At 52.2% G+C, this 12343-nt stretch carries 11 protein-coding genes; 4 read left to right on the forward strand and 7 right to left on the reverse strand.

Annotated features, from left to right (window positions below):
- Positions 1 to 24: 24 nt before the first annotated feature.
- Together N5923_RS17970 and yeaG are read right to left on the reverse strand one after the other, a co-directional pair.
- Entirely contained in the window at positions 25 to 1302 is a 1278-nt protein-coding gene (locus N5923_RS17970; protein WP_267144997.1) for a YeaH/YhbH family protein, read from the reverse strand.
- Between the two features lie 95 nt (positions 1303 to 1397).
- Positions 1398 to 3332, reverse strand: a complete 1935-nt coding sequence (gene yeaG, locus N5923_RS17975) for a protein kinase YeaG (RefSeq protein WP_017799835.1) — start codon at positions 3330 to 3332, stop codon at positions 1398 to 1400.
- Between the two features lie 444 nt (positions 3333 to 3776).
- Between yeaG and N5923_RS17980 the strand changes: the two genes are divergently transcribed.
- A complete protein-coding gene (locus N5923_RS17980) occupies positions 3777 to 4529 on the forward strand; it encodes a MipA/OmpV family protein (protein ID WP_267144996.1) in 753 nt (250 codons plus the stop codon).
- An 80-nt stretch (positions 4530 to 4609) separates the two neighbouring features.
- Positions 4610 to 5461: an aldo/keto reductase gene (locus N5923_RS17985; protein ID WP_267144995.1), complete on the forward strand. Its 852-nt coding sequence runs from the start codon at positions 4610 to 4612 to the stop codon at positions 5459 to 5461.
- Positions 5462 to 5590: 129 nt separating this feature from the next.
- Here the strand turns inward: N5923_RS17985 and N5923_RS17990 are convergent, their stop codons facing one another.
- Complete coding sequence (locus tag N5923_RS17990) at positions 5591 to 6469, reverse strand: D-hexose-6-phosphate mutarotase (protein WP_267144994.1); 879 nt, start codon at positions 6467 to 6469, stop codon at positions 5591 to 5593.
- 81 nt (positions 6470 to 6550) lie between these two features.
- Positions 6551 to 7549, reverse strand: a complete 999-nt coding sequence (gene gapA / locus N5923_RS17995; protein ID WP_267144993.1) for a glyceraldehyde-3-phosphate dehydrogenase — start codon at positions 7547 to 7549, stop codon at positions 6551 to 6553.
- Between the two features lie 341 nt (positions 7550 to 7890).
- On the opposite strand from gapA, the gene msrB reads away from it, so the two are divergent.
- Both msrB and N5923_RS18005 read left to right on the forward strand, forming a co-directional pair.
- Complete coding sequence (gene msrB, locus N5923_RS18000) at positions 7891 to 8304, forward strand: peptide-methionine (R)-S-oxide reductase MsrB (RefSeq protein WP_267144992.1); 414 nt, start codon at positions 7891 to 7893, stop codon at positions 8302 to 8304.
- A 4-nt stretch (positions 8305 to 8308) separates the two neighbouring features.
- Positions 8309 to 8590 (forward strand): YeaC family protein, encoded by a 282-nt coding sequence (locus tag N5923_RS18005; RefSeq protein ID WP_267144991.1) that lies wholly within the window; start codon positions 8309 to 8311, stop codon positions 8588 to 8590.
- 42 nt (positions 8591 to 8632) lie between these two features.
- Here the strand turns inward: N5923_RS18005 and pncA are convergent, their stop codons facing one another.
- From pncA to sppA, 3 genes are all read right to left on the reverse strand, one after another.
- Complete coding sequence (gene pncA / locus N5923_RS18010; protein ID WP_267144990.1) at positions 8633 to 9241, reverse strand: bifunctional nicotinamidase/pyrazinamidase; 609 nt, start codon at positions 9239 to 9241, stop codon at positions 8633 to 8635.
- A gap of 15 nt (positions 9242 to 9256) precedes the next feature.
- Positions 9257 to 10267: an asparaginase gene (gene ansA, locus N5923_RS18015; RefSeq protein ID WP_267144989.1), complete on the reverse strand. Its 1011-nt coding sequence runs from the start codon at positions 10265 to 10267 to the stop codon at positions 9257 to 9259.
- A 93-nt stretch (positions 10268 to 10360) separates the two neighbouring features.
- Positions 10361 to 12217, reverse strand: a complete 1857-nt coding sequence (gene sppA / locus N5923_RS18020; RefSeq protein WP_267144988.1) for a signal peptide peptidase SppA — start codon at positions 12215 to 12217, stop codon at positions 10361 to 10363.
- Positions 12218 to 12343: the final 126 nt, after the last annotated feature.

Below are 12343 nucleotides of genomic sequence, written 5' to 3' on the forward strand. Positions count from 1 at the left end.
TTGTTATCATCACTGCGCTTAACTTTAGTAACTCTCTTCGGCCTGCTTATGGAACAGTTCGCGGAATACCGGGTAAATATCTTCCGGCTCACGAATATGCTGAATGGCAAAGTTGCCAAAATTGGCTTGCAGATGTTCATATTCGCGCCACAACGTCTGGTGCGCACGTCGGGTGATTTCGATATAGCTGTAGTAACGCACTACCGGCAGAATATTTTTCGCCAGAATGTCATGACATAACGGTGAATCATCCGCCCAGTTATCACCATCGGAAGCCTGCGCCGCGTAGATATTCCACTGCGCCGGGTCATAACGCTCTTTTACCACTTCATCCATCAGCTTCAGCGCACTGGAAACAATGGTGCCGCCGGTCTCCTGTGAGTAGAAGAACTCCTGTTCATCCACCTCTTTTGCCTGAGTGTGGTGACGGATATAGACCACCTCGACATTTTTATAGGTCCGGCTCAGGAACAGATAGAGCAGGATATAAAAACGCTTGGCCATATCTTTAGTGGCCTGATCCATCGAGCCGGAAACGTCCATCAGGCAGAACATCACCGCCTGGCTGGAAGGTTCCGGACGTTTCTCAAAGTTTTTATAGCGCAGATCAAAGGTGTCAATAAATGGCACGCGGGCAATGCGCGCACGCAATTCAGCGATCTCTTTACGCAGACGCTCCTCTTCCAGCAGCTGGGCAGGTTCGGCTTTTTCCACCGTTGCCAGTGTTTCTTCCAGTTCCGTTACCATCCGCCGCTTACCGGCAGTCATCGCGGTGCGACGCGCCAGTGAGTTCTGCAGGGAGCGAACCACGCTGATATTGGCCGGAACCCCATTAGCGGTATAACCCGCCCGATGGGTTTTATACTCATTTAACTGACGATGCTGGTTTTTGCGCAAGTTGGGCAGGGCGAGATCTTCAAACAACAGATCAAGGTATTCATCTTTAGAAATCTGAAAGACAAACTCGTCGCTACCTTCACCGTCCTGACTGGCGTTACCCTGGCCACTGCCGCCGCCACCGCCGCCCTGTGGACGTTCCACACGGTCATTTTGTACAAAATGGTCGTTACCGGGATGAACACGATGGCGATGGCCGCCGCGCCCCTGATGAAAAATAGGTTCATGGATGTCATCCACCGGGATGGAGACGGATTCACCGCTTTCAACGTCGGTAACCGAACGCTTGTTGATGGCCTCGGAGATCGACTGCTTGATTTGCGACTTGTAGCGGCGCAAGAAGCGCTGGCGGTTAACCGCGCTCTTGTTTTTGCCGTTAAGTCGCCGATCGATAAAATAGGCCATAGTTCCCCCACACAACATTGCAAGCTGGTCGGGCGGTGAGCCCGACCTTTCCGATTTCGCATCCTTGCGTGTTCTGTGCTTACATGGCAGTCAAGTTAAGACGATTTACGCACACGCAGATACCATTCACACAGCAGGCGTACCTGCTTACGGGTGTATCCTTTCTCCATCATGCGGTCAACAAAATCGTCGTGTTTCTTCTGTTCATCCGTGGACGTTTTGGCATTAAATGAAATCACCGGCAGCAACTCTTCGGTATTCGAGAACATTTTCTTCTCGATAACCGTGCGCAGTTTTTCGTAACTGGTCCAGTTAGGATTGCGGCCATTATTGTGCGCACGGGCGCGCAACACAAAGTTGACGATCTCATTACGGAAGTCTTTCGGGTTACTGATACCGGCAGGCTTCTCGATTTTCTCCAGTTCCGCATTCAGCGATTCACGGTCAAACAGCTGACCGGTATCCGGGTCGCGGTACTCCTGATCCTGAATCCAGAAGTCAGCGTAAGTGACATAGCGGTCAAAAATATTCTGGCCATACTCGGAATAGGATTCGAGGTAAGCAGTCTGAATTTCTTTACCGATAAACTCGGCGTATTTCGGAATCAGATAGCCTTTCAGATGCTCAAGATATTTCTCCGCCAGATCTTGTGGGAACTGCTCGCGCTCAATCTGCTGCTCCAAAACGTAGAACAGGTGTACCGGGTTGGCTGCCACTTCCACATGGTCGAAGTTAAATACCCGTGAAAGGATCTTAAAGGCAAAGCGGGTCGACAGGCCGTTCATCCCTTCATCAACGCCACCGTAATCACGATACTCCTGATAGGATTTCGCTTTCGGATCGGTATCTTTCAGGCTTTCACCATCATAAACGCGCATTTTTGAATAGGTGCTGGAGTTTTCCGGCTCTTTCAGGCGCGACAGAATGGAGAAACGGGCCAGCGTTTCCAGCGTGCCCGGCGCGCAAGGCGCATGGGTCAGCTCACTGTGATTAAGCAGTTTCTCGTAGATTTTAATCTCTTCCGAAACCCGCAGGCAGTAAGGCACTTTGACAATATAAACACGGTCAAGGAACGCCTCATTGTTTTTGTTGTTTCGGAACTGCACCCACTCAGATTCGTTGGAGTGCGCGAGGATAATACCGTTAAACGGCAGGGCGGAGATCCCTTCAGTACCGTTATAGTTACCTTCCTGGGTGGCGGTCAGCAGCGGATGCAGCACTTTAATCGGTGCTTTAAACATCTCGACGAATTCCATAATCCCCTGGTTCGCGCGGCAGAGTGCGCCAGAGTAACCGTAAGCATCAGGATCGTTCTGCGCATGGTTTTCCAGTTTGCGGATATCCACTTTACCTACCAGCGCTGAGATATCCTGATTGTTCTCATCGCCTGGCTCAGTTTTGGCAATCGCCAGCTGTTCCAGAATCGACGGCCACACTTTAACCACTTTAAAGCGGGTAATATCGCCGCCAAAGTCATGCAGGCGTTTCGCGGCCCACGGCGACATAATGGTACCGAGGTAGCGGCGCGGCACGCCGTACTCTTTTTCCAGGATATTGGCGTCTTCCTGTGGATTAAACAGACACAACGGGTGATCGTTTACCGGGCTGCGTTCGCCATCCGCACTCAGAACGTAAATGGGTACACGTTGCATTAATGATTTCAGCCGCTCGGCCAGCGACGACTTACCGCCACCGACTGGACCCAGCAGGTACAGAATCTGTTTCTTCTCCTCAAGCCCTTGCGCCGCATGTTTCAGGTAGGAGACGATCTGTTCAATCGCTTCCTCCATACCATAAAACTCTTCAAAGGCCGGATAACGTGCCACGACGCGATTGGAAAACAGGCGGGAAAGGCGTGGCTCCAGAGCAGTATCAACCATTGTTGGCTCTCCGATAGCCATTAACAGTCGTTCTGCCGCGTTAACGTATGCACTGCGATCCTGCTTTGCAATAGCAAGAAATTCCTGCAGTGTGAACTCTTCGTCCTTGGCTGCTTCATAACGCTGACGATAGTGATCGAATATATTCATAGCGATGCCCGTCCTTTCGTTTTTAGCACAGGTAAAAGGAGCTTAAAAAAAGATCTGGTTGCTCCCGGAAGATATTCTCTAATGTGAGTACAGCAACCCTTATGCCAACCTGACGTTTTTTTATCGGGATACACAATTCTTATGGTTACTCTGCTCGCTTCAATTTAGCGTCTTACTTTTAACTGTAGAAGGCATTTAAGATTTTTCCTCAGCCCTCTATAGTTTTTGATGAAATTTCAATAACAAAGTCAGAATCCTTCTAACGCAAATCCCCCGGCAGACGCGGGCTGAGAGAAAATTGTAAATAAGCAATGACAATCTTTGCGCAGGCATTGCGGATTAAATTGATTCTAAGTGCTACCGAATATGTAAATTTCTCAACAGCACGCCTGTCAGTGGTTACACTGTGTAGCCTGATTGTTATATTTATGGAATGAATAAATTGTGAACCATTTCAAAGTTAGCGCGCTTGCTCTGCTTTTACCTTGTTGTTTTACCGCTTTTTCTGTCAATGCTGACCCGCTAAGTCTGGGAATGTCAGTTATTTACTCAGAAAGTCCATATAAAAGTGGTCAGGATCGTTACTATCCGGTGCCGATCATTAATTATGAAGGTGAGAACTTCTACTTCCGCACTCTGTCCGCCGGTTATTACCTGTGGAAAGACCAGCAGGACCAGCTGTCGCTGACCGTTCTTGGCTCACCGCAGAACTACGATCCTGATGACAGTGATGACGGCGATATGAAAGCGCTGAATAAACGCCGCATGACCGTTATGGCTGGCGCCTCTTACCGTCACACTGCCGAGTGGGGCATTGTGCGCACCACACTGGTGGGCGACGTGCTGAACAACAGTAACGGTATTATCTGGGATCTCACTTACCTCTATCCCTTCAAGTTTGGCGACGACTTAAGCGTAACGCCAGGCCTCGGTGTGCTGTGGAACAGCGCGAACCAGAACCGTTATTACTACGGCATCTCTGGCTCGGAGTCAGCGCGCAGTGGCCTGAACAGCTACGATCCTGATGATAGCTGGAGTCCCTACGTTGAGCTGAGTTTCGATTATAAAGTGAACCAGAACTGGCGCGCCAGCCTGGTCGGTCGCTATACCCGCCTTGGCGATGAAATCAAAGACAGCCCGATGGTGGATAAAAGTTCCCAGGCGATGGTCTGGACCGGTTTAAGCTATAGCTTCTAGCGACAAGCGCTGCACAACAAAGGGGCACGGTTTGCCCCTTTGTTTGATCGCGTGCATTATTTTGGTGCAAGGAGAAAATCATGAGTAATACAGTGACTTTCCCGCAGGCAATCACCTTGCCCGCTATTGGTCAGGGCAGCTGGTATATGGGTGAAGATCCCGGCCAGCGAAAAAACGAAATCGCGGCGTTGCAGGCCGGATTAGAGTGCGGCCTGAAACTGATCGATACCGCAGAAATGTATGCTGACGGCGGCGCGGAACAAGTGGTGGGCGAAGCATTGCAGGGACGACGCGACAGCGCATGGCTGGTGTCAAAAGTTTATCCGTGGAATGCCGGCGAAGTGGATGCGATTGACGCCTGCGAACGCAGCCTGCGCCGGTTGCAGACGGATCACCTTGATCTCTATCTGCTGCACTGGCGCGGCAGTGTGCCGCTGGAAGAGACCATTCGCGCGATGGAAAAACTGCAACAGCAGGGAAAAATCCGCCAGTGGGGCGTATCGAATTTTGATATCGATGATTTGCAGGAGCTATGGCAGGAAGCGGGCGGCAGTGCCTGCGCCACCAATCAGGTGCTGTATCATCTGGCTTCGCGCGGTATCGAATATGCTGTATTGCCCGAGTGTCAGCAACGGCAGATCCCGGTAATGGCATACTGTCCGCTGGCGCAGGCCGGACGTCTGCGTCGCGATCTGTTTGGCAACGCCATGCTGCAACAACTTGCACAACAAAAGGGCATCACTGTTGCTCAGCTTCTGCTGGCATGGGTAATCCGCAAGGACGGGGTGATTGCGATCCCCAAAGCCAGTTCGGTGACGCATGTGCAGGAAAATGCCGCGGCGCTGGATATTCGCTTTAGCAGTGAAGAACTGGCAGCGATTAATCAGCAGTTTCCGCCGCCGGGCGGGAAGATGCCACTGGATGTGGTGTAAAAAATTGTGCGAGAACTCCGGGCGGCGGTAACGCCGTCATTGCATTAGATGCAAATCCGTAACCCGGGCGGCGATAACGCCGCCCCTACGTTCAATTGATGTAGGGGCAGCGTTATCGCCGCCCGTTAATCAACCTTTTTTGCGCAGACGCAGGGTCGTGCCGAGACGCGCAGGCTTTTCTCCGGCACTCTTCATCGGCTGACTGATATGCGCCGTCTCCACACAGACAAAGGTTTTATAACCGTCGTTAGCCATATCCGCCATGCTGCAGGACAGTTCTGCGCCCGGGTTCCAGGTGACAACGTCACTTTGATAGTGATGATAGACTTCAATCACGCGATTGCCCGCGCTGTCATCAATCAGACTGCAATCTTCCGGCTGTGTGTGAATGCGATCGACGCGTGACGGGTAACGTTGCTTGCCATTTTCCGCTTCGCCCGTCACACCATTATTCACTTTATCAATAAACTGTTTGCCCAGTCCGCTGACTTCAACACCGGCAATATCTTCAACCGCAAAGTAGCTGTGCAGCGCCGCAGTGGCTTCATAATCGCCATGGGCTTCCAGCTCTATTTCACAGCGCTCGCCGAGGCGGAAGCGGGCGAACAGGGTGAAATCATGCGGCCACAGCTTTTTAGTCTGCTCGTCGCTCTCCAGCACCAGCGTCAGTATCACGCCATCTTCATTCTCATCATGCGCCGACAGCGTCCATGGCAGGTTACGGGCAAAGCCATGGGCAGGTTCGCCAGCCGGACCGAACCAGGGCCAGCAGATCGGCACGCCGCCACGAATCGCTTTACCGGGGGTGAACGGGGTTTTCTCGCTAAGCCAAATCACCGGTTTCTCGCCGCTCGGCTGCCAGGCGATCAGCTGGGCGCCCTGCAATGTAATCGCGGCACGCACTTTCGGATGACTGATCACAATAACCGGCAGCTGGTCGATCTGACGCAGGGAAAGATAAGGCGTGATTTGATTAACAACAGGCAGGGTAAAAAGTTTTTCGCTCATAATGAATCCTGTTTAATTAAGATTCCGACGATAAAAAAGGGCGACCTCAGTCGCCCTTCATAATCAGTTGTTCATCATCACTTATTTTTTAGAGATGTGAGCAATCAGATCCAGCACCTTGTTAGAGTAGCCAGTTTCGTTATCGTACCAGGAAACCAGTTTCACAAAGGTGTCGCTCAGGGCAATACCGGCCTTCGCATCAAAGATGGAAGTCAGGGTTTCGCCGTTGAAATCGGTAGAAACCACTTCATCTTCGGTATAACCCAGAACGCCTTTCATTTCGCCTTCAGCAGCCGCTTTAATCGCCGCACAAATTTCTTTGTAAGAGGCTGGTTTAGCCAGACGTGCAGTCAGGTCAACCACAGAAACGTTAGGGGTTGGTACACGGAACGCCATACCGGTCAGTTTGCCGTTCAGCTCAGGGATCACTTTACCTACCGCTTTAGCCGCACCGGTAGAAGAAGGGATGATATTCTGAGATGCGCCGCGGCCGCCGCGCCAGTCTTTATGAGACGGGCCATCAACGGTTTTCTGGGTAGCAGTAGTGGCGTGAACAGTGGTCATCAGCGCTTCAACGATACCAAATTTATCGTTGATCACTTTAGCCAGTGGCGCCAGGCAGTTGGTGGTACAGGATGCGTTAGAAACGATATCCTGGCCAGCGTATGACTTATGGTTTACACCCATCACAAACATTGGGGTGTCATCTTTAGATGGACCGGTCAGCACAACTTTCTCAGCGCCTGCTTCGATATGTTTACGTGCAGTTTCTTCGGTCAGGAAGATGCCAGTTGCTTCAGCCACTACCTTAACACCGGCTTCTTTCCACTTCAGGTTAGCTGGATCACGTTCAGCGGTAACACGGATGGTTTTGCCGTTAACAACCAGATGGCCGTCTTTGACTTCAACAGTGCCGTTAAAGCGGCCGTGAGTAGAGTCATATTTCAGCATGTAAGCCATGTACTCTGCGTCGAGCAGATCGTTGATTGCAACGATTTCTATGTCAGAACGTTCCTGAGCGGCACGGAAAACAATGCGACCGATACGGCCAAAACCGTTGATACCTACTTTGATAGTCATATATTCCACCAGCTGTTATTAGTGAATAAAAGGTTGGCTGTAAAATTACAAAAACCATACCAGGCGTCAAGCGGAATCGTGTCAATTGTTGCGACAAATCAAACCAGTGAGCAGGAATTATGCGATGCAAAACCGACTCCGCGACGACACATAGCTCTGTATATTGGGGCACGATCCCTGAATCTAAAGGGATGTTAGTTTCGAAGGGTGATCTGAGTCACACTTTTAACCACGTCTCGAATGATGACCCTGTCAGGCACGAAAAAATCACCTGAAGTTGTTAAGTGTTTGTTAGAATACTAGCTGAAGTTTTCAGAATAACACTGCCAGAGATGACCAAAATGGCTAAAGAACCAACACATTCTATCACACCCGAAACTGAACTGACCGAGATGCAGCGCTATGTTACGCAGCAACGCGGTACTGAACCACCATATTCCGGCGCACTGCTGCACAACAAAGACGAAGGTATTTATCACTGCCTGGTGTGTAGCGCGCCGCTGTTTTTATCCGAAACCAAGTACGATTCCGGTTGCGGCTGGCCGAGTTTCTATCAGCCGTACAGTGACGATGCTATCCGCTATCTGGATGATAATACCCACGGTATGCAGCGTATTGAAATTCGCTGTGGCAGCTGTGATGCGCATCTGGGACATGTTTTCCCTGATGGTCCGCAACCCGGCGGCGAGCGCTATTGTGTCAACTCTGCCTCACTCAGCTTTACCGATGATGACGGCAAGCAAACCAAAGGCTGAAGTGATGCAAAAAGATCTTAACGAGATAATCGCCGCGATGACGCCGGATGTCTATCAGCGGCTGGCGACTGCGGTTGAAATCGGTAAGTGGGCGGATGGCGTGGCGCTGACGCCGGAGCAGAAAGAGAACTGTCTGCAACTGGTGCTGTTGTGGCAGGCGAAGTATAACGACCAGCCGCAGCATATGAGCATTGGTCAGGACGGACAGATTGTTACCAAAACCAAGCAGCAGCTGAAAGAAGAGTTTGGTATCAGCGCGGAAGTGACGCGCATTAATCTGCAATAAGCAGCGATAACACGGGCTGATGTTTTCAGCCCGTGATCGTTTTTAAAGGATAATTGCGCCTGCGGCGGCCATAGCGGCAAATGCCTGCTCACTGGCGTCGGGTTGCAGATTGACACCACGACAGCCTTCGCGCAGCACCTCAACCTGATACCCCAGCTTCAGTGCATCCAGCACGCTGAATTTCACGCAGTAGTCGGTCGCCAGACCAATAATCAGCAGTGACTGAATCTCACGTCGCGACAGCCACTTGTCCAGCGCAGTTTTGCGGCGATAGCCATTATCAAAAAACGCACTGTAGCTATCGATAGCCGCATCCTGGCCTTTATGAAATACGCCCTGGATCAGCGATACATCCAGCTGCGGATGAAATTCTGCTCCTGCACTCCCCTGGATGCAGTGATCCGGCCACCAGGTCTGTGGCAGTTCATTCAGCACACCCTCGGTAAAAGCGGGCTGAGCGGCAACCGAGGCGAAGCTGCCATGATCGGCCGGATGCCAGTCCTGTGAAGCGATCACCGTATCGCCACGCTGGCGAAACTCAGCGGCAAGGCGATTGGCGACGGCAATGGTGGCATCGCCGTCATTGACCGCCAGTGCACCGCCGGGACAAAAGTCATTCTGCAGATCGATCAGCAATAAAGCTCGTTTCATCAGGTTCTCATTATTTTAAAGGGTTAACTCACCGCGCAGATTGGTTTGCATCTGCTGGCGCACTTCGGCGCTGGAGAGGTTCTGGCTCAGCAGAAAATGCAGTTTGGTCAGCGCCGCTTCCACCGTCAGGTCAAAGCCGCTAATCACGCCCGCATGGGCCAGCGCATTGCCGGTCGCGTAGCCGCCCATATTGACCTTGCCGGACATGCACTGTGTCAGATTAACTACCACTATGCCGCGCGCGGCCGCATCTTTCAGTTCGTTAATAAATTCGGCATTTTGCGGCGCATTACCAACGCCATAGGAACGCAATATCAGCGCTTTTACCGGCTGACGCAGGAAGTTACGCACTACCTCGGCGGAAATGCCCGGATAGATAGTGACCACGCCAATCGGCTGAGGTGAGGTCGGATGGACAATCAGCGGGCCGTTGCCCTGCGGGGCTGATGGCGTATTCAGACGGCGAATATGGATCCCGGCCTCCAGCAGCGGCGCCAGGTTTGGCGAAGCAAAGGCGTTAAAGCCATCGGCATGGGCTTTGGTGGTGCGGTTGCCGCGAAACAGGGTGTTATTAAAGAACAGGGTGACTTCATTAATGGGATAGTTTGCCGCGACAAACAGCGCATTCAGCAGGTTTTGCTGGCCATCGGAACGCAGCTCGGCCAGCGGGATTTGCGATCCGGTCACAATTACCGGTTTCGCCAGATTCTCCAGCATAAAGGAGAGGGCGGAAGCGGTGAAAGCCATGGTGTCGGTACCATGCAGGATCACAAAGCCATCGTAGTTATCGTAGTTTCTCTCGATGTCTTCCGCGATCGATTGCCAGTCCTCCGGGGTCATATCCGAGGAATCCATTAATGGCGCGTATTCATGGATGGTGAAGTCAGGCATCTCAGGACGGTGAAACTCGGGCATATTCGCCAGCTGGGTTTGCAGATGGCCGGATACCGGAATATAGCCTTGTTCAGAACGTTGCATACCGATGGTGCCGCCAGTGTAGGCAACATAGATAGATTTTTTTTGCATAAATAGACTCAATTCGTCACTCAAAAAGGGCGGCGAGAACGCCGCCCCTGCAACAGACCAGCACAGGGGCAGCGTTCGCGCCGCCCGCACAGATTAACGCACGTCGCCGCAGGTCAGGCAGAGTGCATAACGGTTTTGTGGATCGTTCAGATCGTCGAACAAGCCCGGCTGTTTCTGCATATCCGCCATCACATCGGCCACAGGCGCAGGCAGATACGCCTTCAGCGCTTCCGGCAGTGAGGCGCGGATCGAAACATCCATCTGGCTGAGCAGGGCGTCAAACAGCGTCGGTTCATCCTGTGACCATTGCAGCTGATAATCTTTCAGTTTCGCCAGCTCCGCCGCTTTGGCGACTGCGTCGTCGAAATCGCCGAGTGCATCCACCAGACCATTGGATTTGGCATCGCTGCCGGTCCAGACGTGCCCTTGGGCAATCTGGTCAATCTGTTCCGGGGTTTTATTACGCGATTTCGCCACCAGACCGAGGAAGTTTTTATAGCCGTTCTCAATGCTCAGCTGCATCAGCTGCTGCACTTCGTCTGGCAGTGCTTTGGTCGACGCAATATCCGCCAGCGGTGAGGTTGCCACGCCATCGGTATGCACACCAATCGCATCAAGAGAGTTTTCCACGGTATTAATCACACCAAAGATACCAATCGAGCCGGTCAGCGTGGTTGGGCTGGCGACGATATAGCTGGCTGGCGTTGAGATCCAGTAACCGCCGGAAGCGGCCATCCCGCCCATTGATACCACCACGGGTTTACCGGCATCACGTGCGGCGGCCAGCTCTTCACGAATCACTTCGGAAGCGCTGACGCTGCCACCCGGACTGTTTACGCGCAGTACAATCGCTTTGATTTTCGGGTCGAGACGCGCTTCACGAATCTGTTTCGCGGTGGTATCACCGCCAACGGAGCCCGGTGCCTCTTCGCCATCCATAATCGCACCGTTCGCCATCACTACCGCAATATTGCCATCGCTGGTGGTGCTGTCCTTCAGCGGATAGTCATAGATGCTGATATTGTTGTAATCATGCTCCTGCTTGTTGTAGCCGAACTTTTTCGCCAGCTGCAGATCAACCGCCGCACGCGACGCCAGCTCATCGACCAGCTTGTTATCTTTGGCATATTGCGCTGTATCACCACCCACTTTCTTCAGGCCATCCAGCACGCCCTGCGCGCCAGGGAATAGCTGTTGCGGCGTGATCTGGCGGTTAGCCGCAATGGTATTCAGATAATTTTGCCACAGTTCACCAATCCAGCGACTGTCCGCATCGCGTGCTGCTGGCGACATATCATCACGCAGGAAAGGTTCAACCGCTGATTTGTAAGTACCGACACGGAATACATGCGAGGTCACTTTCAGCTTATCCAGCAGCGTTTTGTAGTAAAGCGTGTTGGTGGCAAAGCCATGCAGATCAACGGTGCCCTGCGAAGAGAGATAGACGGTATTGGCAAAGCTGGCGAGGTAGTACTGTCCCTGGCTGTAGCTGTTGCCGGTGGCGTAGATGGGTTTGCCACTGTCGCGGAATTCGCGCAGCGCTTTACCGATATACTGCAGCGACGGCTGGTCGCCGCCGGCGAAGTCGCGCAGATCCAGCACCATGCCGGTAATATTCTTATCATCTTTCGCCTGACGAATGGCATTCACCACATCAAACAGCGAGTTTTCTTTCAGACGGTCGCTGCTGGCGCCAAGTAGCTGGCGACCCAGTTTACTCAGACGGTTGCTGACCGACGGTTTATCCACCACCACACCGGACAGATCCACTTTCAGTGCGCCGCGTGGCACTTCAGTCGGAGAACTTGCGCTGTTTATCTGGAACCAGATGCCTGCACAAATCACAATTAAACAAAGCAAAAACAGGTTAAGAATGAATTCACGGACAAAGTTCACTACACGCCATGTCCATTTAAAAAAACCAGCGATAATTCGCCACAAAGTGCGCATGTCATCTCCATATTCGCAGAGTAATACCCGAAAGCGGTCGGCTGGCGGGGGGATGGGCTCATCCTAAAGAGCGGCAGCCCAATTGTCAGCAGGAAAAAGCACTATGCTGTAACAAAAGGTCAGCCT

This window comes from Winslowiella arboricola (assembly GCF_025527015.1).
Taxonomy (GTDB): domain Bacteria; phylum Pseudomonadota; class Gammaproteobacteria; order Enterobacterales; family Enterobacteriaceae; genus Erwinia; species Erwinia arboricola.